General features: G+C 69.2%; 19 protein-coding genes. 9 read left to right on the top strand and 10 right to left on the bottom strand.

All coding sequences use genetic code 11. From position 1 onward, the window contains the following. Positions 1-61 precede the first annotated feature (61 nt). Complete coding sequence (locus tag AB0L97_RS06605) at positions 62-610, bottom strand: hypothetical protein (protein WP_355070533.1); 549 nt, start codon at positions 608-610, stop codon at positions 62-64. A 405-nt stretch (positions 611-1,015) separates the two neighbouring features. Beyond that, a complete protein-coding gene (locus tag AB0L97_RS06600) occupies positions 1,016-1,894 on the bottom strand; it encodes a peptidylprolyl isomerase (RefSeq protein WP_356961670.1) in 879 nt (292 codons plus the stop codon). Positions 1,895-2,033: 139 nt separating this feature from the next. Here AB0L97_RS06600 and hisS point away from each other — a divergent pair, with 139 nt between their 5' ends. The 3 genes from hisS (at position 2,034) to AB0L97_RS06585 (ending at position 5,243) form a co-directional block, all read left to right on the top strand. Further along, a complete protein-coding gene (hisS, locus tag AB0L97_RS06595) occupies positions 2,034-3,305 on the top strand; it encodes a histidine--tRNA ligase (protein ID WP_039798966.1) in 1,272 nt (423 codons plus the stop codon). A gap of 152 nt (positions 3,306-3,457) precedes the next feature. Beyond that, complete coding sequence (locus AB0L97_RS06590) at positions 3,458-4,105, top strand: hypothetical protein (RefSeq protein ID WP_356961671.1); 648 nt, start codon at positions 3,458-3,460, stop codon at positions 4,103-4,105. Positions 4,106-4,238: 133 nt separating this feature from the next. Further along, positions 4,239-5,243: a malate dehydrogenase gene (locus tag AB0L97_RS06585; protein WP_364425869.1), complete on the top strand. Its 1,005-nt coding sequence runs from the start codon at positions 4,239-4,241 to the stop codon at positions 5,241-5,243. 47 nt (positions 5,244-5,290) lie between these two features. Here the strand turns inward: AB0L97_RS06585 and AB0L97_RS06580 are convergent, their stop codons facing one another. From AB0L97_RS06580 to AB0L97_RS06565, 4 genes are all read right to left on the bottom strand, one after another. Beyond that, complete coding sequence (locus AB0L97_RS06580) at positions 5,291-6,370, bottom strand: 2-oxoacid:ferredoxin oxidoreductase subunit beta (RefSeq protein ID WP_364425867.1); 1,080 nt, start codon at positions 6,368-6,370, stop codon at positions 5,291-5,293. Beyond that, a complete protein-coding gene (locus AB0L97_RS06575) occupies positions 6,367-8,355 on the bottom strand; it encodes a 2-oxoacid:acceptor oxidoreductase subunit alpha (RefSeq protein WP_364425865.1) in 1,989 nt (662 codons plus the stop codon). Before AB0L97_RS06575 ends, AB0L97_RS06580 begins: the two co-directional genes overlap by 4 nt. Positions 8,356-8,465: 110 nt before the next feature. Continuing rightward, positions 8,466-9,482 carry an Rv2578c family radical SAM protein gene (locus AB0L97_RS06570; RefSeq protein ID WP_364425863.1) on the bottom strand — a complete coding sequence of 339 codons (1,017 nt, stop codon included), beginning with the start codon at positions 9,480-9,482 and terminating at the stop codon, positions 8,466-8,468. A 31-nt stretch (positions 9,483-9,513) separates the two neighbouring features. Further along, complete coding sequence (locus AB0L97_RS06565) at positions 9,514-10,518, bottom strand: NAD-dependent epimerase/dehydratase family protein (protein ID WP_355070549.1); 1,005 nt, start codon at positions 10,516-10,518, stop codon at positions 9,514-9,516. 210 nt (positions 10,519-10,728) lie between these two features. On the opposite strand from AB0L97_RS06565, the gene AB0L97_RS06560 reads away from it, so the two are divergent. Together AB0L97_RS06560 and AB0L97_RS06555 are read left to right on the top strand one after the other, a co-directional pair. Next, the gene (locus AB0L97_RS06560) at positions 10,729-11,058 is read left to right on the top strand and encodes a type VII secretion target (protein WP_040867626.1); all 330 of its coding nucleotides are present in this window, start codon (positions 10,729-10,731) and stop codon (positions 11,056-11,058) included. After that, entirely contained in the window at positions 11,055-12,674 is a 1,620-nt protein-coding gene (locus tag AB0L97_RS06555) for a hypothetical protein (RefSeq protein WP_364425860.1), read from the top strand. The genes AB0L97_RS06560 and AB0L97_RS06555 overlap by 4 nt, the downstream gene beginning before the upstream one ends. A 72-nt stretch (positions 12,675-12,746) precedes the next feature. Here AB0L97_RS06555 and AB0L97_RS06550 read toward each other — a convergent pair whose 3' ends face one another. Next, positions 12,747-13,283, bottom strand: coding sequence for a hypothetical protein (locus tag AB0L97_RS06550; RefSeq protein WP_355070554.1), 537 nt, complete (start codon positions 13,281-13,283; stop codon positions 12,747-12,749). A 117-nt stretch (positions 13,284-13,400) separates the two neighbouring features. Next, positions 13,401-14,324 (bottom strand): neutral zinc metallopeptidase, encoded by a 924-nt coding sequence (locus tag AB0L97_RS06545; RefSeq protein ID WP_355070556.1) that lies wholly within the window; start codon positions 14,322-14,324, stop codon positions 13,401-13,403. A gap of 190 nt (positions 14,325-14,514) precedes the next feature. Between AB0L97_RS06545 and aspS the strand changes: the two genes are divergently transcribed. Both aspS and AB0L97_RS06535 read left to right on the top strand, forming a co-directional pair. Beyond that, positions 14,515-16,308, top strand: a complete 1,794-nt coding sequence (gene aspS, locus AB0L97_RS06540) for an aspartate--tRNA ligase (RefSeq protein WP_364425857.1) — start codon at positions 14,515-14,517, stop codon at positions 16,306-16,308. 62 nt (positions 16,309-16,370) lie between these two features. Continuing rightward, on the top strand, positions 16,371-17,339 hold the full coding sequence (locus tag AB0L97_RS06535) for a DUF389 domain-containing protein (protein WP_364425855.1): 969 nt from the start codon (positions 16,371-16,373) through the stop codon (positions 17,337-17,339). Positions 17,340-17,346: 7 nt separating this feature from the next. On the opposite strand, the gene AB0L97_RS06530 is transcribed toward AB0L97_RS06535, so the two are convergent. Beyond that, positions 17,347-18,318 (bottom strand): hypothetical protein, encoded by a 972-nt coding sequence (locus AB0L97_RS06530; protein ID WP_364425853.1) that lies wholly within the window; start codon positions 18,316-18,318, stop codon positions 17,347-17,349. A gap of 190 nt (positions 18,319-18,508) precedes the next feature. Here AB0L97_RS06530 and AB0L97_RS06525 point away from each other — a divergent pair, with 190 nt between their 5' ends. Beyond that, complete coding sequence (locus tag AB0L97_RS06525; RefSeq protein ID WP_355070564.1) at positions 18,509-19,678, top strand: kinase; 1,170 nt, start codon at positions 18,509-18,511, stop codon at positions 19,676-19,678. Between the two features lie 52 nt (positions 19,679-19,730). Here the strand turns inward: AB0L97_RS06525 and AB0L97_RS06520 are convergent, their stop codons facing one another. Continuing rightward, positions 19,731-21,401, bottom strand: coding sequence for an alkaline phosphatase D family protein (locus tag AB0L97_RS06520; protein ID WP_364425852.1), 1,671 nt, complete (start codon positions 21,399-21,401; stop codon positions 19,731-19,733). A 123-nt stretch (positions 21,402-21,524) separates the two neighbouring features. Here AB0L97_RS06520 and AB0L97_RS06515 point away from each other — a divergent pair, with 123 nt between their 5' ends. Then, positions 21,525-22,868, top strand: coding sequence for a replication-associated recombination protein A (locus AB0L97_RS06515; RefSeq protein ID WP_364425851.1), 1,344 nt, complete (start codon positions 21,525-21,527; stop codon positions 22,866-22,868). Positions 22,869-22,939: the final 71 nt, after the last annotated feature.

The following is a 22,939-nucleotide window of genomic DNA, read 5'->3' as shown; positions in this document are numbered from 1 at the left end:
AAAGGGTTCGGAACGGACGAGTGCCCGCTGGATGATCCAGCGGGCACTCGTCCGTCTCGTGCTATCGCGTGCGCTCCAAGCCGCGGGGATCCTGTTCCCGTCCTGCCCTGGTAACCGCGGGCGCCTCGCCGGGGCGGGTGCGTACGGCCTCACCCGGAGGCTGTGCCTGCCCTACTTCGATCAGCATCCGCACCGCGGCGAGTTCCGGCGCCACACCCATTTTCGCGAGATGTGCCGCGATCGCCATCCGGCGTTCCTGGGAGTCGTACTGCAAGGCCGGCTTGGCGGCGGCGGCATTGGCCGCCATCCGTGATGCCTCGGCCTGCGCGGAGAAGCGGTCCTTCTCCAGGGACACACCCTTTTCCGGGATCGGCTTCTCGATCAGCCGGGCCAGCTCGGTGTTGCGCGGGTCCTTGGCCTTCGCGTCCCTGGCCTCCCGCAACTGCAGTTCCTTGGCCTCCTTGATCCGGGCCTCGGTGAGCTTGACGCGCGCTTCGGCTTCCTTCTGACCACGCTCGCGGGTACGCAAGGCGACGAGCGTCGCAAGCTGCAACATTGTCCTCATCATGGCCGCGGTTTCCCGGCCGATGTCGTCCAGTTCCTCGGACATGGCTGCTCCCCGATGCTGCGGTGATCACTATGGATGATGGTGGTGCTTCGTTACGGACGCCGCCACGCGAACTGTAGTCCCGTGCAGCGGGTCCCGCCTGCAAACGTGGACACCCGAAGAACTTGCGGCGTGGCACTTCCTGCCCGGGGATAGCCCGGCCGAGGCCGCACTACGCTGCAAGAACTCCTTGTTTCGAGGTTACCTGACAAAGGTCGGCACAATCGCACGAGCGTGCTGCTTTATTAGCATATATCGCACATTTCCGGCGTGTCTTCGGGCGCGCCGGATGATCTTCGGGCTGAGGGCACCCTAACCGAAGAAAGGTTCCACTATCCGCACTTCGGCTGCAGGGACGTGGATACGGCTCGGGCCCGCGGCCGAGACGCCGCGGGCCCGGATCCGCACTCAGCGGTCGATGCGCACCGACTGGATTGTGACCGGCTGCTTGGGCTTCCCGTCCCCGGGGCCGTTGGAGTCGTCCTGGCCCAGCGCGGCGATCTTGTCCAACGTGCCGAGGCTGTTGTCGTCCACGGTGCCGAAGATCGTGTACTGCGGCGGGAGCAGGGAATCGGAGTACACGATGAAGAACTGGCTGCCGTTGGTTCCCGGCCCCGCGTTGGCCATGGCCAGCACGCCACGCTTGTACGAGATCGGCTCCGAAGTCGCCGCCGGATCGTTCGCAGCGTACTGGTCGGTCGGGTATTCGTTGTCGAACTCGTAACCGGGCCCACCCATTCCGGTACCCGTGGGGTCGCCGCACTGCAGGACCTTCAGGCCCTCGCCCGCGGTCATGCGGTGACAGCTGGTGCCGTCGAAGTAGTTCTGCGCCGCCAGACTGACGAAGCTGTTCACCGTGCACGGCGAATCGGCGTTGTTCAGGGTCAGCCCGATCGGCCCCTGGCTGGTGTCCATGCTGACGCTGACCTTGGCGTCGACGCCGGTGGTTGGGACGGGGCCGGCCTTCGGCTTGTTCACCGGCTTGTCCGCGGGCTTGGCGCTGTCGCGGTAGGTGCAGTCGACCGTCGCGGGCTTGGCCTTCGCGGAGGGCGGGGCGGCCGCGGCGGGAGTGCTGGACAGCGAGGCGTCGGCGGCATCGGAGCTGTTGCTGTCGTCGCCGCGGGTCAAGAAGTACACCCCGGTCACGGCGGCGACCACGACGACGACACCGAGTACCGATCCGGCGATGGTGAGTTGCTTGCGCTTACGCGCCCGCTCGGCCCGGTTGGCGAGCTGACGTTCCAGCTTGCGTTTCGCCGCTGCTCGTCGCTGTTCGTTGCTCGGCACTACCACGTTCCTCCCGTATCCGGTTACATCGGGATAAGAGTGTGCCATTTCTACCTGAGACTGTTCCGCAACCTTCCTGAGAGTCGGTTCGGGGAACCGGTTGGACTTGCGGTGCCGTAGTGGTGGAAACTGGAGCATCGTGACCAAGACCAGCAGCTTCTCCGCCCCGAAGGGGGTACCGGACTACGTGCCGCCCGGCTCGGCAGAGTTCGTCGCGGTGCGCGACGGCCTGCTCCGCGCCGCCCGACTGGCCGGGTACGGGCATATCGAGCTGCCGGTCTTCGAGGACACGGGCCTGTTCGCCCGGGGCGTCGGCGAGTCCACCGACGTGGTCACCAAGGAGATGTACACCTTCCCCGACCGCGGCGACCGCAGCGTCACGCTGCGTCCCGAGGGCACGGCGGGCGTGATGCGCGCGGTCATCGAACACGGCCTCGATCGCGGTCAGCTCCCGGTGAAGCTGTGCTACGCGGGTCCCTTCTTCCGCTACGAGCGGCCGCAAGCGGGCCGGTACCGCCAGTTGCAGCAGGTGGGCATCGAGGCGATCGGCGTCGACGATCCGGCGCTCGACGCGGAGGTCATCGCGATCGCCGATGCCGGATTCCGCGGCCTGGGCCTGGACGGATTCCGCCTCGAGGTCACCTCGCTGGGTGACGAGACGTGCCGCCCGCAGTACCGCGAACTGCTGCAGGATTTCCTGTTCGGACTGCCGCTGGACGAGGAGACGAAGCGGCGCGCCCAGCTCAACCCGCTGCGCGTGCTGGACGACAAGCGGCCCGAGGTACGGGAGATGACCGCGAACGCGCCGCTGATGATCGATCACCTGTCGGAGTCGGCCAAGGCGCACTTCGAGCAGGTACTCGGCCACCTCGAAGCGCTGGGCGTGCCGTACGTGGTGAACCCGCGCATGGTGCGCGGCCTCGACTACTACACCAAGACCACGTTCGAGTTCGTGCACGACGGTCTCGGCGCGCAGTCCGGCATCGGCGGCGGTGGCCGTTACGACGGTCTCATGGCCGAGCTCGGCGGGCAGCCGCTGTCGGGTATCGGATTCGGCCTCGGCGTCGACCGGACCATGCTGGCGCTGGCGGCCGAGGGCAAGTCGGCGGGCAACCCGGCGCGCTGCGAGGTGTTCGGCGTGCCGCTGGGCGACGCCGCCAAGCAGCGGCTCGTGGTTGTCGCCGCGCAGTTGCGCGCGGCGGGCGTCCGGGTCGATCTGGCCTACGGCGGACGCGGTGTGAAGGGCGCGATGAAGGCGGCCGACCGTTCCGGGGCGAAGTTCACCCTCGTGCTCGGCGATCGTGACCTCGCGGAGAACACCATCGGGCTCAAGGACATGGCGACCGGTGATCAACGGCAGATTCCGCTGCCCGAGGCAGTCGGCGTGATCCGGGAGTCGCTGGCCGGGTAGCGAGGCGGCGGGTGCGCGCTGCCCGTCGAGTTTCGCGGCGCGCCCGCCGCGCGCACGGTACTGTGCGTCGAACCCGTCGTCGGCCGGGTGACGGGAGCAGCAGCGTGACCGGCGCGCACACACCGCCGCCGGAGTCGCGAGAGGGCGGAGTAGTGTCCACGAATTCTGATGACCAGCGGGCGCTCGCGCCGGTGGGCCTCGATCTGGTCGCGCCCGAGTTGTACGCGCCGATGTTGCGCCGCCTCGCGCTGGCCGCGTCGGGTATCGGGGTCGGCGCGGCGTTGCTGGCCGCGACCGTGGTGAGCTGGCCGATCGCCGCGGCGGTCGGCGTCGTCGTCGGCGCGCCGACCGTCCTGTACGCCGTCGCGCTGCGTCGGCGGCGAATGTGGTTGACCGGCACGATGATCCACGCCCGCAGACTGTTCGGTGAACGGCGGGTGGAGATGTCGGCGGCCACCGGGGTCGAGGTCCTGGTGTTCCCGGCCCGGTTGAGCCGGATCGCTCTGCGGGTCACCGCGGGTGAGGTCTCCCAGGTCGTTCCGCTGGCCATGTACACCGACGTGGGCAGCGGCCGCGAATTGCACCTGGTCGGTTTGCGCAGGCTCGCGGACGCGCTCGCCGCCAGTCGATTGGCCGCGGCCGTAGCGGTTTCCGAGATGCTGGTGCGGCAGTTGCGGGCCGAGGCGCGCGACGCCGGGCTGGAGGAACGGCCGCTGTATCGCGCCGTGCGGCTGGCGCGCGCCAAGGACGCGGTTTCGCCGATCGTGCTGACCGACAGCGAGGTCGCGACACTCAGCTGACCCCGCGGTTCTCCTCCGGGGCCGGTGCCGGGCGGCGCACGAGTCACTGTCGCGTAGCTCACCGTCGGCCTTCGGCGGCGGTGAGAGTGGTTAGGGTGGGCAACAGAAGTCCGCCTACCGCAAGGAGTTCGTCGTGAGCACCGCCGCTGGGACCGTGACCGTCACCGTGACCGGAGCCGCGGGCCAGATCGCCTACGGCATGCTGTTCCGGATCGCTTCCGGCGCGATGCTCGGCCCGGACACGCGCGTGCGGCTACGGCTGCTGGAAGTCCCCGCCGCGGTGGCGTCGCTGGAGGGCGTCGCGATGGAACTGGAAGACGGCGCGTTCGGGTTGCTGGAGTCCATCGACATCAGCGACGACCCGTGGATCGGCTTCGCTGGCGCCGATATCGCCCTGCTGGTCGGCGCGCGGCCGCGCACCGCCGGGATGGAACGTTCGGATCTGCTCGCCGCCAACGGCGCGATCTTCACCGAGCAGGGCGCCGCGATCAACGCCAGCGCCGCGGACGACGTGAAGGTGCTCGTGATCGGCAACCCGGCCAACACCAACGCCTTCATCGCCATGAGCAACGCACCGGACGTGCCCGCCGAGCGTTTCACCGCCATGACGCGGCTGGACCACAATCGCGCTATCGCGCAACTGGCCAAGCAGACCGGTGCGCCCGCCGCCGACATCGCCCGGGTCGCGATCTGGGGCAATCACTCGGCGACGCAGTACCCCGACGTCGCGCACGCCACCATCGCGGGACGTCCCGCCCTCGACCTGATCGGCGATCCGGCGTGGCTGACCGAGCAGTTCGTGCCCACCGTGCAGCAGCGCGGCACCGCCATCATCCAGGCCCGCGGCGCGTCCTCGGCGGCGAGTGCGGCCAGCGCCGCGATCGACCACATCCGCGACTGGGTGCGTGGCACGCGGCACGGTGACTGGGTTTCCATGGCCGTTGCCTCGGACGGCTCCTACGGCGTGCCGGACGGGCTGATCAGCTCGTTCCCGGTCACCTGCGCGAACGGCGAGTACACCATCGTGCCCGACCTGGCGATCGATGCTCTGGCCCGTCCCCGGATCGATGCGTCGGTCGCGGAGTTGGTGCAAGAACGCGACGCCGTGGTCGACCTCGGTTTCGCCAAGCGCGCTTGACCGGCGCCGCGAGCGTCCGCGCCGCAGAGCCGGTCAGGCGCGGCCAGCTATCCGACCGTCCAGGTTTCGGATCCGGTGAGCAGGGACTGCAGCGATTCGGGACCGACGGGCTTCCGTTCCCGCGCCGTCTCGATCTGGTAGCGCACCGCGTCGTCGTAGGTCGGTCGAGAGACGCTGCGGAAGATACCTGTGACCACGTGTTCGAGCCCTTGATCGGACAGCCGCGACAACGCGTAGGCGTACTCCGGGTCGTCGGCGTAGGCGTCGTGCACCACGATATCGGACTCCGCGACGCTGTCGGCCCGGGCCACCGCGAGCCCGAAACCCCGTCGTATCACCGCGAATTCGCCCTCGGTGCCGAATCGGATCGGCTCGCCGTGCCGCAGCGGGACGAGATGGTCGGCGGCGTTGTCCCGGCGCAGCGCGTCGAACGAGCCGTCGTTGAAGATCGGGCAGTCCTGCAGGATCTCCACGAACGACGTGCCCCGGTGGTCGGCGGCGGCGCGCAGCACCTCGGTGAGTCCCGCACGATCGGAGTCGAGCGCGCGGGCGGCGAAGGTCGCTTCCGCGCCCAGCGCCACCGACAGGGTGTTGAACGGGTGGTCCACCGAGCCCATCGGGGTCGACTTGGTGATCTTGCCCTGTTCCGAGGTCGGCGAGTACTGGCCCTTCGTCAAGCCGTAGATCCGGTTGTTGAACAGCAGGATCGTCATGTTCACGTTGCGGCGCAGCGCGTGGATGAGGTGGTTGCCTCCGATGGACAGCGCGTCGCCGTCACCGGTCACCACCCAGACCGACAGATCGGGCCTGCTGACCGCCAATCCGGTCGCGATCGCGGGCGCGCGACCGTGGATGGAATGGATGCCGTAGGCCTCCAAGTAATACGGGAAGCGGCTGGAGCAGCCGATCCCGGACACGAACATCATGTTCTCCCGGCGCAATCCGAGTTCCGCCAGGAAGCCGCGCACCGTCGCCAGGATCACGTAGTCGCCGCAGCCGGGGCACCAGCGCACTTCCTGATCGGAGGTGAAGTCCTTCACCTTCTGCGGTCCGTCCGCGGACGGCACTCCGGATACACCGGTGAGTCCCAGATCGGTGCCGACCAGTGAGGTTTCCACGATGGTCATGCGATACCCCCAGACATCCGATATGTGGCTGCCTCGCCTGCGCTGGGCTGTGGACGGCCTTCGTCCGGCAGTGTTCTATAGGTGGCCCGCGCCCGTGCGGCGAAGACCTTGTTCTGTTCCAGCTCCTCGATCGACCCGTCCAGCGCCGCGTCGATGACCCCGACCAGCTCCTGGGCGGAGAACGCGGTGCCCGCGATCTTCGTCCACGGTCGCACGTCGACCAGGTACTTCGCCCGCAGCAGCGTGGCGAGCTGGCCGCCGTTCATCTCGGGCGCGACCACGACGCGATAACGGCGCAGTACGTCACCGAGGTTGGCGGGCAACGGATTCAGATGCCGTAGATGCGCCTGAGCGACCGGCACACCGCGCCGCCGCGCGCGACGGCACGCCTCGCCGATCGGGCCGTAGGAACTGCCCCAGCCGATCAGCAACAGCTCGGCGGTGCCGTCCGGATCGTCCACCACGAGATCGGGCACCTCGATGCCGTCGATCTTGGCTTGACGCAGGCGAACCATGAGTTCGTGATTGGCCGGGTCGTAGGAGATGTTGCCGCTGCCGTCCGCCTTCTCGAGGCCACCGATGCGGTGGGCGCGGCCCTTCGTGCCAGGGACGGCGAGCGGCCGGGCGAGCGTGTCGGGATCGCGTGCGTACGGCTGGAACGGGTCGGTGTCGTCGCCTTCCGGTTCGAACGCCGGGTCGATCGGCTCCAGCTCCGTCACCTGCGGGATGGACCACGGTTCGGAGCCGTTCGCGATCGCACCATCGGACAGCAGCAGCACCGGAGTGCGGTAGGTGAGGGCGATTCGCGCGGCTTCCACCGCGGTGGCGAAGCAGTCGGCGGGGGAGCGCGGCGCGAGCACCGCCACCGGTGATTCGCCGTTGCGTCCGTAGAGCGCCTGCAACAGATCGGCCTGTTCGGTCTTGGTCGGCAGTCCGGTCGACGGTCCGCCGCGCTGCACATCGATCACCACCAGCGGCAGCTCCGTCATCACTGCCAGGCCGATGGTCTCGCTCTTGAGCGCCAGCCCGGGGCCGGATGTGCTGGTGACGCCGAGCGCACCGCCGATCCCGGCGCCGAGCGCCGCGCCGATCCCGGCGATCTCGTCCTCGGCCTGGAAGGTGGTGACGCCGAAATTCTTGTGCTTGCTCAGCTCGTGCAGGATGTCCGAGGCCGGAGTGATGGGATAGGTGCCGAGGAAGACGGGCAGCCCGGCGAGCTGACCGGCGGTGATCAGGCCATAGGCGAGCGCGGTGTTGCCGGTGATCTGGCGGTAGGTGCCCGGCGGGAGTTCGGCGGGCGCGATCTCGTAGGTGGTGGCGAAGCTCTCGGTGGTCTCGCCGTAGTTCCAGCCCGCCCGGAACGCCAGGATGTTGGCCTCGGCGATATCGGGCTTGGTCGCGAACTTCTCCCGCATGAACTGCTCGGTGCCGCCGATCGGGCGCCCGTACATCCAGGACAGCAGGCCGAGGGCGAACATGTTCTTCGCGCGCTGGGCGTCCTTCTTGCCGACTCCGGTCGATTCGGTGGCGCGGAGGGTGAGCGAGGTCATCGGGACGCGGTGGACCACGAAGTCCGACAGTGTCTCGTCGGCCAGCGGATCGGCGGCGTAACCCACCTTGGCGAGGGTCCGCTTGGTGAACTCGTCGGTGTTGACGATGACGGTGGCGCCGCGCGGGAGATCCTCCAGATTCGCCTTGAGCGCGGCCGGGTTCATCGCGACCAGCACGTCGGGCTGGTCACCCGCGGTGAGAATGTCGTAGTCGGCGATCTGGATCTGGAAGGACGAGACGCCGGGCAGCGTGCCCTGGGGCGCGCGGATCTCGGCGGGGAAGTTGGGCTGGGTGGCCAGGTCGTTGCCGAAGGCGGCGGCCTCGTGGGTGAAGCGATCGCCGGTCAGCTGCATTCCGTCGCCGGAGTCCCCGGCGAACCGAATGACGACCTTTTCCAATTTAGCTGTGCCGACATCGTTTTGGTGTGAAACCATATGCCTGCTTCACTTCCTCGTCGCTGAGAGGTGCCATCGCCAAACTACTCCGTCGAACGCGGTGCGCGCCCGTGAAGCGCGCGGACCGGCGAGATTCGGCGGTGCGGGCGTCAGGCGAACAATGCCAGCTGCGCGTCGCTCGCGTGCGCGGTTTCGGCTCGTGTCTCGGGTTCGGGCCGTCCGCGCGCCGTCAAACCGTGCTCCGCCAGCAGCGGAGCGACCCGCGCGCGCAGCCACGCGGAATACTCCGGCGTGACGTAGGCGCCGCGCCGATACAGCTGGCGGTACCGGCGCAGCAGCGCCGGATGGTGCTCGGCCAGCCAGGACAGGAACCAGCCCCTGGTACTGCCGCGCAGGTGCATGGGGAACGCGACCGCCGATTGAGCCCCGGCCTCGGCGATCGCGCCGAAGACCGCGTCGAGGTGGGCGCGTCCGTCGGTGAGGCAGGGGATGACCGGTGCGACCAGCACGTTGACGGCGAAGCCCGCGTCGGCGAGCGCGCGAACCAGGTCCAGGCGGGCTCGTGGTGACGGTGTGCCCGGCTCCAGGCTGTGGTGCAGATCCTCGTCCAGTATCGCGATGGACATCGCGATACTCACGGGCACCTCGCGGGCGGCCGAGGTGAGCAACGGCAGGTCCCGTCGCAGCAGGGTGCCTTTGGTGAGGATGGAGAAAGGGGTGCCGGATTCGGTCAGCGCGCGAATGATGCCGGGCATCAGGCGATAGCGTCCCTCGGCGCGCTGATAGGGATCGGTGTTGGTGCCCAGCGCGACCGGCTCGCGGCGCCAGGACCGCCTGCCGAGTTCCTTGCGCAGCACCGCGGCGACATTCGTCTTCACCACGATCTGCGAATCGAAGTCCCGGCCCGCGTCCAGATCCAGATATTCGTGCGTGCCGCGCGCGAAACAGTAGCGGCAGGCGTGCGAACAACCCCGCATGGGATTGACGGTCCATCGGAACGGCACGTTCGCGCCCTCGGGCACCCGGTTCAGGGCGCTCTTGCACAACACCTCGTGGAATGTGATGCCCTCGAACTCCGGCGTCCGTACGGTGCGCACCAGACCGGCCCGGGACAGCCCGGGCAAGGCGCCGTCCTCGGCGTCCAGGGTCTGGCTTTGCCACCGCACCCTCTCAGTCGAACATGTGTTCTAGCAGCTGTCAAGCGATCTGCTTGGTGCCGGGCGGTGTCAGCGCGGCCGGGTCGGCGAAGAAGGTGACCAGGTCTCGCACCGTGTCGTCGAGCGGGCGCGGCCGGTAGCCGAGCTCGCGCTCGGCCTTACCGTGGTCGACCACCGGCGCGGAGATCAGCGCGCCCAGCGCCGCCTTGGAGACGATGTCGGAGTTGAACAGCTTGCCGATCGGCGCGAGCACCGGGATGACGCCGGACACGAGCTTGGGGGAGATGGCGAACCTCGGGCCGCGCTTGCCGCCATGGGTCGCGGCGACGCGGCACAGTTCGAGCATCGAGATCATCGATCCGCCGAGCAGGTAGTTCTCGCCCGTGCGGCCTTTCTCGCCCGCCAGTACCAGGCCCGCGGCGACGTCGCGCACGTCCACCAGGTCGAATCCGCCGCCGATCATGGCGGGCACGCGCCCGAGGGCCGCGTCCTTGAGCGTCCGGTTGATGCGCGAGAGCGGCTTGCTGTGGTCCAGTGGGCCGAAGACGCCGGTGGGATTGCACAGCACCGCGTCGAGTCCCTGGTCGATCACCTTGCGCAGCGCCACCTCGCCCGCCCATTTCGAGCGGTCGTAGACCGGCAGCGCCGGGTCGGTCGACCGCGGCGCGTTCTCATCGATCCGGCCGCCGCAGCTGTACTGGTCGAACGCGTGGATCGAGCTGGCGTGCACCATCCGGCGCGCGCCGACCGCCAGCGCCGCCTCGGCGACCACGCGCACGCCCTCGGTGTTCACCCGCCAGGCGAGATCGTTCTTCTCGGCCAGGGTGATCACCGCGACCAGGTGGTAGACCACCTCGGCGCCGTCCAGCGCGGCGCGCATCGACGCCGGGTCGAGCACGTCGCCACGCAGCCAGGTGACGCCGGGTGCCGCCGGCTCGGCGGGAACGGCCCGATCGATGGCCGTGACCTGGTGACCGCGCTCGGTGAGGAGGCGGAGCAGATTCGTGCCAAGGTAGCCGGCTGCGCCGGTCACTGCGACCTTCATGGGACAGAGAATATAGAACTTGTTCTAATTTGCAACACGTTCCAATTCTGCCGGGTTTGCCCGGTGTGCGGCGCGTTCGGGCTCGAAACATGCCGGTCCGGTCCGCTATATTGAGCGCAACCGTAGCGGCCCTTGCCGATTCGGCAGGGAGCAGGCGGATCACCACAACTGCATGACGCTGATCTGTACGACGATTTGGGGGGCATCTCGATGAGTGATCTCTCGGTAGAGACCGAAGCGGTCCGGGCGTTCGCCGCCACGAACGCCGGTATCGCCGGTGATCTCGCGGGGGCGGGCAATTTCGACGCGGTGAAGAACGTTTCGGCGCTCGTCCCGGTGTTCGGCTTGATCGGGGCCGATTACCTGGCGATGTTCGCCGCGGCGCAAGTGTTGCAGGCCAAGGACATCAACGATCTGTCCGCCAAGTACGCCAAGCTCTCGGACTCGGCGTTCAGCGCGGCCGCGGCCTACGACGCGGTCGATTGGTCCAACGCGGGCGCGCTCGGGTCGATCGCGGGCCAGATCGGGGGCGCGGTATGAGACCGCTGGACAGCGGCGTCATCGCGCCGGAAGATCACGCCGTCGCGCACGCGGCCGAACAGAACGTCGCCATCGGCCAGCAGACCGTGCTGGACGCATTGCAGCAGACACCGGCACAGGCGGTGCTCGACCTGCCGCTGCCGCAGTTGCCCGAAGATCTGCCGCCCATCGAGCCGCCCGCATTCGTGCTGTCCCGCAAGATCTCCGAGGATCAGCAGTCGGCCGCCACCGTGCCCGCCGGTCTGCCCGGACTGGGTGGTACACCGAGCGCCGAGGACGGGCACGGGATCGCGCACGATACGTCCGCGCTGCTCGGGGACACGAACGCCGCGGTCGGCCAGATCGGTGCGCCCGCGGTCGAAGCCGCGCTCGATCAGGCGAACGGCGTGCTGAACGGTGCGCTCGCCGCCGCGCCGAGCGCGATCAGCGGCGCGGTGAACCAGGCGGCGGCCGCGGCCGGATCGCTACCTGCCTTGCCCGCCGATCCGGTGGCCGCCCTGCTCCAGGGTGTCGCGGTGCCCGCGCTGCCCGGCGTCGACGTCTTGATGAAGCCGATCCTGGACCTGCTGAGCAGCTTCGGCACCGGCGTCATCGGCGCGTTCGATCCGACCGCGATCCTCAGCCAGTCCTCCAAGGTCATCGAGATGGCCATGCAGGTCGGCAAGGGCAGCATGAGCACGGTCGAGCAGCTGTGGCAGAGCCAGGCCGCGCGCAACGCACAGGCCACGAGCCAGCAGGCGAACGTGCAGGGACAGGAGACCAGCCAGCGAGGCATCGACATCTCCGAGCTCACGCAGCGTGCTGCCACGGTGGTGCAGCAGGGCAACGCGCAACTGCTCGGCATCGCGTCGTCGTTCGCCACCCAGGCGACCGCGCTCGCGCCGGTGATCCTCACTCCGCCCGCCCAGGCGACGCTGATGGCCTCGGCCACCGAACACCTCGGTCAAGCCGTCGGCGTGGTCAACGCCACCCGCGGCGACCTGGCCGGTAAGACCGCCGAGCTCAGCGGCATGGTGCAGCAGCTGGTCGCGCCGGGCGGCGGGCCCGCGCCGCAGGAGGTCGCGCAGGCGCTGGCGGAGAACGTCGGTCAGCCGATCCTGGAGCAGGCGCAGTCGACCGCGTCGGACACCGCGACCAAGGCGGCAGGCCTTGATTCCGCCACGCCGTCGACATCGACGCCCTCGACCACGCCGTCGTCGGTGCACAGCACCTCGCACAGCCCGACCACCAGCCACGGCACGCCGAGCAGCCTGCTCGGCAGCAGCCCCGGCCGTCCCGGGAGCCCGAGCGTGTCGTCGGTGCCCAAAGTCACCGGCCTGCCCGGCGCCACGGTCGCACCGATCCGGCCGGTCGCCGGCGTCCCGGGCACTTCGCTCGGTACCGGCACGCCCGCGAGCACCACACCGGCCGGATCGAGCAGCTTCATGGGCGGCCCCGGCGCCGCGGCGGGGCAGCGCGGCAACGACGAGGAACACTCGCGGACGGTGCAGCCCTACCTGAGCCCCATCGGCAACGACGACCTCACCGGCCCGCTGGGCGAGTCGACGCCGGACGTCATCGGTGCGACGCATTCGGACGAGATCATCAGCTCGGACTACGAGCAGGACCAGTTCTGACGGACACCGGGTAGGCGACGCGCCGCACCCGGCCCGAGCGGATCAGCGCCGGGCCGGGTGACGTGCAGAGTCTCAGTTGTCCTGTGTGAACGAGTCGATCAGTTTCCGGTAGAGGTCGGCGAAGCGTTTACGCGCGGCCTGCTGCTCGGCGCCGAGCCCCTCGGTGGTGTCCGGCGAGTACACCACCAGATGCACGTCGTCCGACGGCGACTGCGGCATGAAGTCGATGATCCGGCTGCTCTGGTCGGTGGCTTTCGGCACGCCGAGGTCCACCGTGGCGAGCGCTTTGGTCTCCGCCAGCGCCGCGTTCAACACATCGGGCGGGATATGGCCGTCGATCCGCTTCGGCGGGGTCTCGGGACGGCGCTCGGCGGCCACCGCATCGGGGCTGCTCACCGCACGGCCGTCGGCGAAGATCTCCAGCTGCGGGCGCAGATCCGTCCGGGCCTGCCAACCGTCCGGAATGGTGGTCAGCGTGAACAGCGCCAGCGGCGCGGCGATCGGCGGTAGCGCACTGGGTCGATCCAGTGCCGGGTCGGCCGTGGCGGCGCCCGAGCCCACCGCGACGATCAGCGTCACAACCAGCAGAACGGCTTTCGTTACTCGCATCGATCCCATCTTCCGGTGCTGTCCGTGTCCGTCTGCGGCACAGACGAACTGCGGTAGATCATGACAGCGCGCCGACCCCTGGCGGGAGTCGGCGCGCTGTATCGATCGGATCCGGCGCTACCGCAGGCCGGACGGGTTGTTCAGGTCCGGAGCCGAGTACGTGTCGCAAGCCCTCACCTGACCGGTCTTGTAGCCGGTGAGGAACCACTTCTGCCGCTGCTCGGACGAACCGTGCGTCCACGCTTCGGGATTCACCCGGCCCTGGGCGGCACGCTGGATGCGGTCGTCGCCTACCGCGGCGGCCGCCGACAGCGCGTCGTTGACATCCTTGTCCGACAACGGTTTCAGGAACGGCTGGTTGCTGCCGGGCGCGGGCTGCTTGTCCGCGAAATGCGCCCAGATGCCCGCGTAGCAGTCGGCCTGCAATTCGGTGCGCACCGCGTCGGAGTCCGCGCCGCGTGGATCGCGCTGGGCGCGGCCGATGTCACCGAGCAGGTTCTGGATGTGATGGCCGATCTCGTGCGCCACGACGTATTCCTGCGCCAGCGGGCCGCCGCTGGAACCGAATCGATCCACCAGTTCCTGGAAGAAACTGGTGTCGAAGTACGCGGTCCGGTCGGCCGGGCAGTAGAACGGTCCCACCGCGCTGGTGGCGTTGCCGCATCCGGTCGAGGTGGCTCCGGAGAAGAGCACGACCTTCGGCTGCTGGTAGCGCTTTCCGGCCTGCTTCGGCAGTTCGGCCGACCACACCGCGTCCAGGCTCTGCGCGGTGAGCGCCACCCGGCAGTCGACGTATTTGTTGGCATCCGCCCCGGTCTTGCAATGGCTCGGCGTGCCGGCCGTGCCCGGCTGCGTCTGGCTCTGGTCCTGCGAGCCGGTGAAGTTGCCGAGGATGGATCCGGGGTCGCCGCCCAGTAGCAGCGCCAGCACCAGCACTATGAGCCCGCCCGCGCCGCCGCCGAGCGCGAGCTTGCCGCCCATGCCGGGACCGCCGGACGAAACCCGGTCGGGGTCGATCTGCATGCCCTCGTTGAAGGTCATCGTCGTCGCTTTCTCGCTCGTCCCCGGGGTCACCCAACCCTCGGTCGTCGGCGACCCCGGTTCACACTCCCTCGAATACAGCTTGGCACGGGCGCGTCGATATCGGTTTCCACTCACCGAATGTGTCTCACTACGATGGACTCGCACTTGGTCACACCGCGCCGGTGCCAGAGTCGTCGAAAGGAACCCCGTGCTGCGCACCCACTTGGCTGGTTCGCTGCGAAGCGAGCATGCCGGTCAGACCGTCACTCTCACCGGCTGGGTGGCGCGCCGGCGTGACCACGGTGGGGTGATCTTCATCGATCTGCGCGACGCGTCCGGTGTGGCCCAAGCCGTTTTCCGCGAGGGCGAACCCGCCGAGCAGGCACATCGGCTGCGTGCGGAGTACTGCGTGCGCGTCACCGGCACCGTGGAACCGCGGCCGAGCGGCAACGAGAACCCGGAACTGCCGACCGGCGCCATCGAGGTGAACGTCACCGAGCTCGAGGTGCTGAACGAGAGCGCCCCGCTGCCCTTCCAGCTGGACGAGCAGCCGGGTGAGGAAGCGCGCCTGAAGCACCGCTACCTCGATCTGCGCCGCGAGGGCCCAGCACACGCCATCCGGCTGCGGTCCAAAGTCAACGCGGCCGCCCGCGAGGTGCTCGGCCGCCACGAGTTCGTCGAGGTGGAGACCCCGACGCTGACCCGGTCGACGCCAGAGGGCGCGCGCGACTTCGTGGTGCCAGCCCGCCTGCAGCCGGGCAACTTCTATGCCCTTCCGCAGAGCCCGCAGCTGTTCAAGCAGCTGCTCATGGTCGGCGGCATCGAACGCTACTTCCAGATCGCACGGTGCTACCGCGACGAGGACTTCCGCGCCGATCGTCAGCCGGAGTTCACCCAGCTCGACATCGAGATGAGCTTCGTGCGCCAGGAGGACGTGATCCTGCTGGCCGAGGAGATCCTGGTCGCGCTGTGGAAGCTGGTCGGCTACGAGATCCAGACCCCGATCCCGCACATGACCTACGCCGAGGCCATGCGCCGGTTCGGTAGCGACAAGCCCGACCTGCGTTTCGGCGTGGAGATCACCGAGTGCACCGACTACTTCAAGGACACCCCGTTCCGGGTGTTCCAGGCGCCTTATGTCGGCGCGGTGGTCATGCCGGGCGGTGCGAGCCAGCCGCGACGCCAGCTCGACGCCTGGCAGGAATGGGCCAAGCAGCGCGGCGCCAAGGGTCTGGCGTACGTGCTGGTGAACGAGGACGGCACACTGGGCGGCCCGGTCGCGAAGAACCTCACCGAGGCCGAGCGCGACGGTTTGGCCAAGCACGTCGGCGCGGTTCCGGGTGACTGCGTGTTCTTCGCCGCGGGCGCAGCGAAGGCGCAGCGCGCGCTGCTCGGCGCGGCGCGGGTGGAGATCGCCCGCAAGGTCGGTCTCATCGATGCGGACGCCTGGTCGTTCGTGTGGATCGTGGACGCGCCGCTGTTCGAGCCGACCGTCGAGGCGACCGCTAGCGGTGACGTGGCGGTGGGCCACTCCGCCTGGACCGCGGTGCACCACGCCTTCACCTCGCCGAAGCCGGAGTCGCTGGACACCTTCGACACCGACCCGGGCTCGGCGCTGGCCTACGCCTACGACATCGTCTGCAACGGCAACGAGATCGGCGGCGGCTCGATTCGTATCCACCGTCGTGACGTGCAGGAACGGGTCTTCGACGTGATGGGCATCAGCCCGGAGGAGGCGCAGGAGCAGTTCGGCTTCCTGCTGGACGCCTTCGCCTTCGGCGCGCCGCCGCACGGCGGCATCGCCTTCGGCTGGGACCGGGTCACCGCACTGCTGGCGGGGGAGGACTCGATCCGCGAGGTCATCGCGTTCCCGAAGACCGGCGGCGGTGTCGACCCGCTGACCGACGCGCCCGCGCCGATCAGCGAGCTGCAGCGCAAAGAGGCGGGTCTGGACGTCAAGCCGGAGCAGAAGAAGGGCGAGCGCGCCGAGACCGCCTCGTAGCGGGCGCTCGCGCGAACGGTACCTTCTGGGCAGTTACGCCTGCCCGACCGCGAGGAAACCCGTTGCTGCACTTGCGCCTGATCAGCCCGCCGGATCTCACCGACGAGGTGCTCGCGGTACTCGCCGCCGATCCCGGGGTCACGCACGTGACCCTGGCCCGCGGTGCCGCGCTGGAGCCGAAGGGCGATCTCGTCCAGGCGGACGTGGCTCGTGAGGCCGCCAACGACGTGCTCGACGACTTGACCGCGCTGGGCGTCTGCCGGTCCGGCGGGATGACGCTCACGCCGGTCGAGACGGTCCTGTCGGAGGCGGGCGAGCGCGCGGTACACGAGGCGCCCGGTGATCCGAGCGACGCGGTGGTGTGGGAGGAACTGCTCGCGCAGACGCATGAGGAGTCGAGCCTCAACGCGACTTTTCTCGCGTTCCTGACGATCGCCTGCCTGCTCGCGGCCGTGGGCGTCGCGACCGATTCGCCGGTGACGATCGTCGGCGCGATGGTCGTCGGCCCGGAGTTCGGTCCGCTCGCCGCTTTCGCGGTCGCGTTGGTGCGCAGGGACTTCGGCCTCGCCCGCCGCTCGGCCCTCGCGCTCGCGGTGGGGTTTCCGGTGGCGATGGTGGTCACGTTGGTGGCCACGGTGGTGTGGGAACAGGTCGGCTGGATCACCATGGACGGGGTGAGCGGCGTCGAGCAGGTCGACTTCATCTATCAGGTGGGCCCGTTCTCCCTGGTCGTCGCGCTATTGGCGGGCGCGGCCGGCATGCTCTCGCTCGTGACGGCGAAGTCGGCCGCGCTGGTCGGCGTGTTCATCTCGGTGACCACCGTGCCCGCGGCCGGATTCGCCGTGATCGCGGCGACCTTGGGGGAGTGGCGGGTGGCGTTCCTGTCCGCTGGCCAGCTGGCGGTGAACATGGCGGGCATCATCGTGGCCGGGATCATCGTGCTCCAGCTCCGGCCGCGCGCGGGCAGCGAGGCCGGTCCGGTGGAGCGGTTGAAGCGCTGGATCGGCATGCGCGCACCGGCCGAGAAGTGAGCGGGCCTCACGCCGCGGCGACGGTGCCTCCGGTGAGCACTCGGTAGGCATAGGTCACCGCGATCACGGAGACCGGGCCCGCGATCAGCAGGCCGAGACCGCACAGCAGCGTGCCCAGGAACGTGATCACCAGCACGGCCAGCGCGAGCAGCAGCACCTGCACGGCGTTGGCGACCACCAGCGTGAAACTGGACTTCAGCGCCTCGAATGGACCCTGGTCCTGATCGACGACGAAGTGCAACGAGAACATGCACAGCCATCCGGCGATCAGTCCGGGAAGCAAGCAGAGCGCCGCGCCGAGGAAGGTCAGCGTGAATGCCAGCAACGCGGTGAGCAACACGTTGCCCGCGTTCACGAATCGAAAGTATGCGCCGAAAGGCGGTGGGGTGCCGTCGGTTTCGTACAGTGCGCCGCGCACCATCGCCGCCTGCAGCAGCCACACGCCTGCCATGACCGCCAAGAAGATCAGCAGCAGCGGCAGCATCGACGTCGGGTCGGTGAGCTGAACGACGACCACGAACGCCAAGTAGATGACGAGGCCCACCGCGGTCACCCCGAACCACGGCCCCGGATTGGCCCAGAGTCGCGCCCAGCCGTAACTGAGCGCCCGGCCCACGTCCAGTCTGCCGGGACCGGTGGAGACCTGCTGGTAGCCGTAGATCGGCTCCTGCGCGGGCGCGGGGCCGGACGGCGCCCAGCCCGGCCCGGTGCCTTGCGGTCCGTAGCTGGGGTGCCCAGCGCCCACAGGCGGCGGCGGCTCCAGCGGTTCGTTTCCGTAGTGCGCCGCGCCGGGGCCTTCGAACTGCGGATATCCGGCCGGACCCGCCATCTCGTGGCGGGCGTGGCCGGTCCCGGGGCCGGGAGCCTGCGGATTCGGGCTCTCGTGCTGCCCGGGCCTGGCCGCGAAGCGTTCGTCATCGTTCGGCAAGGGAGCGCCGCCACCTGATTGTTTGGGTGCGGAGGGCGGGATCTCGGTCATGCGTAGACCTTTCCACTCAACTGGTTTGCGGTGTGGCGCAGGGCAGTTGACGATGAGAAAACCCGACGGGTGCGGAGGTGTCAAGCGACCTGCGGCCGCCGTCCGGCCATGCCGGAGACACGCCGAGCGACGCGGAAAGGTTGTGTAACCGCTCGCTAGAAGTGACCCCATGCGAGTACTTTGAGAGGCGATGACCGCACTATTGGCCGAACGCGCCGCCGAAGTCGTGTCCGCAGCGCAACAGTTGCTCACAAAGCGAATGGGTGCTCCGGTAAAGCTGAGCGATCCGATCGAACTCAGCGGTAGTGGTAGGACGACGGTCCTACGCGTGCGTGTAGCGGAGAACGCCTTTTCATTGCCGCGAACCCTGATCATCAAGCAGGTCCGCGGCGCGGCGCAGGATCGCCGGACCGGCGGCTTGGCGCCCGGGGTGGCCAGCGTCGATTCCGCGTTCCTCCGCGAGACGGTGTCCTATCAGTTCACCACCGCGTTGAGCCGGGAGCACCGGCCGGGCGCGTACCTGGTCGCGCACAGCCTTCCCGACCGTCTGCTGATCCTCAGTGACCTGGGTGAGAACTCCCTGCTCACCGCCGTGCTCCGCTCCGGGGCCGAGCCTGCGGGCCGCAACGCCCTGATGGCGTTCGCTCAGGCGCTGGGCCGGATGCATGCCGCCACCGTCGGGCGCGAGGCGGACTTCGTCGCGCTGCTGCGCCGAGTGGACGTGGTGCACCGGGTGGACGGCATCGCCCAGCAGGCCGAGTCGGCGATCGCCGAGGTGCCCGGTCTGCTCCAGCGCGAACTGGGTATCGAGGTGCCGGGCGAGATCGCCGAGCGCATCGTGCGCGGCAACCGGCTGTACTCCGCGGGCCGTTTCCGCGCGTTCAGCCCGTCGGACCTCTGCCCGGACAATGTGATCTTGAACGAGGAGGGTGCTCGCTTCCTCGACTACGAGTGGGGCGGGTTCCGCGACGCCACCTTGGACATCGCCTACGCGCTGGTGTCCTTCCCCGGCTGCCTGTGCGATGTCGAGCTCTCGCGTGAGCGCGCGCGGCAGATGGTCGAGGCCTGGCGCGCGGAGGTCGTGGGCGTGTGGCCCGCGCTGGCCGATGACGACCAGCTGGCCGAACGCATCCTGGAAGCTCGGCTGATCTGGGTCTGGCTGTCCACTTACTGGTTCCTGCCCGCCGATCACACCCGTATCGCGGCTGCCAGGGAGCACGGGCTGTCGGTGCCGCGCTCGGCGGCGCTGATCAACCGCTGGGCCGCGCTCGCCGAAGACGCGCGGTGCACGGGTGACGACATCGTGGGAGATTTCGCCGAGGACGTATCGGCGATGCTGGAAGAACGCTGGGGCGAGTAGGCCGCGCACCCGGGGGCTGCTGCCTCCGGAGACGGCGCGCGGCCGCCCCGCGCTAGCCGAGCGGGACCTGCCGCGGCTCGATCCGTCCCCCGCTGCGCACCGCGAACGAAGCGCCGTAGCGTACATCGGAATTCGGGTCCGCCACATCCAGCAGGTAGTACCAGTCCATCTGCGCGTGGTCGGGGGTGATCTCCAGCACGCCGTAGCCGTGCGAGTCCAACTCCACATAACGCAGATGGCGGTTGACCGTCTTGATCGCTTCGGCGATCGGAGCGGAATTCGTGTGGACCATGTCGCCGATGCTGGTCGAGGTCACCGACGGCACCACGAACTCGGCGCCCGCCGTCACGCCGCCCGGGTAGCTCGCCACGTCCACGGGGAGATCGGCGGCCCACGAGGAGTGGATGTCCCCGGTCAGGAACAGCACGTCGGAAATTTGCTGATCGATGATGGCGCGGAACAGCCTGGTGCGGTCGGCGGTGTAGCCGTCCCACTGGTCGCCGTTCAGCGACGGACCGGACTGCGGGACGCCCATGGTGCTGGTGATCGCCGCCGTGGTGGCGGGCTCGAGCGGCGGGAAGACCAGCGGGGCGATCATGACCGAGTTGCCGACCAGCTTCCACCGCACCGGCGCGGAGGCCAACCCCGCGGTCAGCCATTCCATCTGCGCCTTGCCGGTGATGGTGCGCGCCGGGTCGTCGGCCTCGCGCCAGTTCGCGCCCGGCTTCGCCTCCTGGTCGCGGTAGCTGCGCAGATCGAGCATGGTGAGCTCGGCCAGGGTGCCGAAGCGCAGCCTGCGGTAGATCCGCACGTCGGCGCCGGAGCCGGACGCCCGGACCGGCATCCACTCCAGATAGGCCTGCGCGGAGGCGGCGCGCCGGTCGGCCCAGCTGCCCTCGGTGGCGGGATCGTGATTGTTCGCGCCGCCGGACCAGGAGTTGTCCGCGGATTCGTGGTCGTCCCAGGTGCAGATGAACGGCAAGGTGGCGTGCAGGCCGAGCAGATCCGGGTCGGTCTTGTACTGGGCGTGGCGGATGCGGTAGTCCGTCAAGCTGACGGTCTCGTTGGCCGGATCGTGCGGGCGTACGGCGCCGTTGCGGCCTCCGTACTTGCCGCGGCCGTACTCGTAGATGTAGTCGCCCAAGTGCACGATCGCGTCCAGGTCGGTGCGGGCGGTCAGGTGACGGTAGGCGCCGAAGTAGCCTGCCTCCCAGTTCGAGCACGACACCACGCCGAACCGAAGGCGATCCGGTGTGTCCGCCGTGGCGGGCGCGGTCTTGGTGCGGCCCACCGGAGAGGTCTGGCCCAGGGCGGTGAATCGATAGAAGTACTCGACACCGGGAGCCAGGCCGGAAACGTCGACCTTGACCGTATGGTCGGAGTCAGCCGAGGTCGTCACGGTGCCGGACGCGGCGACCGAGGCGAACCGCTCGTCCGCCGCGATCTCCCACCGCACGGTCGCCGGGTCGCCCAGGCCCGAGCCGGGCGTCGCGTCGTCGGAGACGGTCACGCGGGTCCAGACGATCACGCCGTCGGCAAGCGGGTCCCCCGAGGCCACGCCGTGCCGGAACACCGGTGTCGCGGCTTCCGCGTCACCGCCGCCCAGCACCGCGGTGGCGGTGGCGGCGGCCGCGCTGCCCTTGAAAAGAGTGCGCCGAGCGAAGCGCGCGGTGGACGAGGGATCTGAAACGGATACGTTTTCAGGCACGGGTACCGATCCCATCCGAAGTACCGGCGACACGCAACTCCGTCTGTCGCCGCGCCGGTCGAGACCGCGCGGCCGCACCGGAGACGCATCCGGGAACGGCATGTCGTGCTGTCGGTGCGCCTCGGTAACGTTCTTGTCGTGAGCGATGGTTTGTTCGACGTGCCCGGAGCCGCGGTGCCTCCGGAGCATTCGATCGACACCGTGGTGCGCCGGGACGCGGGTGCGCCGCTGGCCGTGCGCATGCGCCCGGCCACGCTGGAGGAAGTGGTCGGACAGCAACATCTGCTCGGTCCCGGTTCGCCGCTGCGCAGGCTGATCGAGGGTTCGGGCGCCGCGTCGGTATTGCTGTACGGCCCGCCCGGCACCGGCAAGACCACGCTCGCCTCGCTCCTGTCCCAGGCCACCGGCCGCCGGTTCGAAGCGTTGTCGGCGCTCTCGGCCGGGGTCAAAGAGGTGCGCGCGGTCATCGATGTGGCGCGGCGCAGGTTGGCTACGGGCGAGCAGACCGTGCTGTTCATCGACGAGGTTCACCGCTTCTCCAAGACCCAGCAGGACGCCCTGCTCGCCGCGGTGGAGAACCGCATCGTCCTGCTCGTCGGCGCGACGACCGAGAACCCGTCGTTCTCGGTGGTGTCGCCGCTGCTGTCGCGCTCACTGGTGCTGCAACTGCGGTCGCTCACGGAAACCGACATCCGCGAGGTGCTCGCCCGCGCGATCACCGATCCACGCGGGCTCGACGGCGCGTATACGGTGACCGAGGCCGCGCTCGACCACATCGTCCGGATCGCGGGCGGTGACGCCCGCCGCGCGTTGACCGCTCTGGAAGCGTCGGCGGAGTCCTCGCTCGACGGCACCGTCGACGTGGACCTGGTCGAAGCCAGCGTGGACAAGGCCGCCGTCCGGTACGACCGCGCCGGCGACCAGCACTACGACGTGATCAGCGCGTTCATCAAGTCCATCCGCGGTTCGGACGTCGACGCCGCGCTGCACTACCTGGCGCGCATGCTGAGCGCGGGGGAGGACCCGCGCTTCATCGCCCGGCGGCTGATGATCCACGCGAGCGAGGACATCGGCATGGCCGACCCGATGGCGTTGCAGACGGCGACCGCCGCCGCGCAGGTCGTGCAGCTGGTCGGTCTGCCAGAAGGACGCCTCGCGCTCGCCCAAGCCACCATCCACCTGGCCACGGCCCCGAAGTCCGGCGCCGTCGTGGCCGCGATCGGCGCCGCCATGGCCGACGTCGCGGCGGGCAAGGCGGGCCCGGTTCCGCCCCACCTGCGCGACGGTCACTACCCCGGCGCGGCGGCGCTCGGCAACGCGCAGGGCTACAAGTACCCGCACGACGACAAGGACGGCGTGCTCGGCCAGCAGTACCCGCCCGACGAGCTGGTCGGCGTCGACTACTACCACCCCACCGACCACGGCCACGAACGCGAGATCGGCCCCAGGGTCGACAAGCTGCGCCGCATCGTCCGAAGCTGACCGCCGCCGGGACGCACCAGGCTCCCGAGTCGATGAATATTCGCGTGCGCGGCACCGGTAGGCTGGGTATT

This window comes from Nocardia sp. NPDC051911 (assembly GCF_040681035.1).
GTDB lineage: Bacteria > Actinomycetota > Actinomycetes > Mycobacteriales > Mycobacteriaceae > Nocardia > Nocardia sichangensis.
This window is presented reverse-complemented; position numbering and strand designations above follow the sequence as displayed.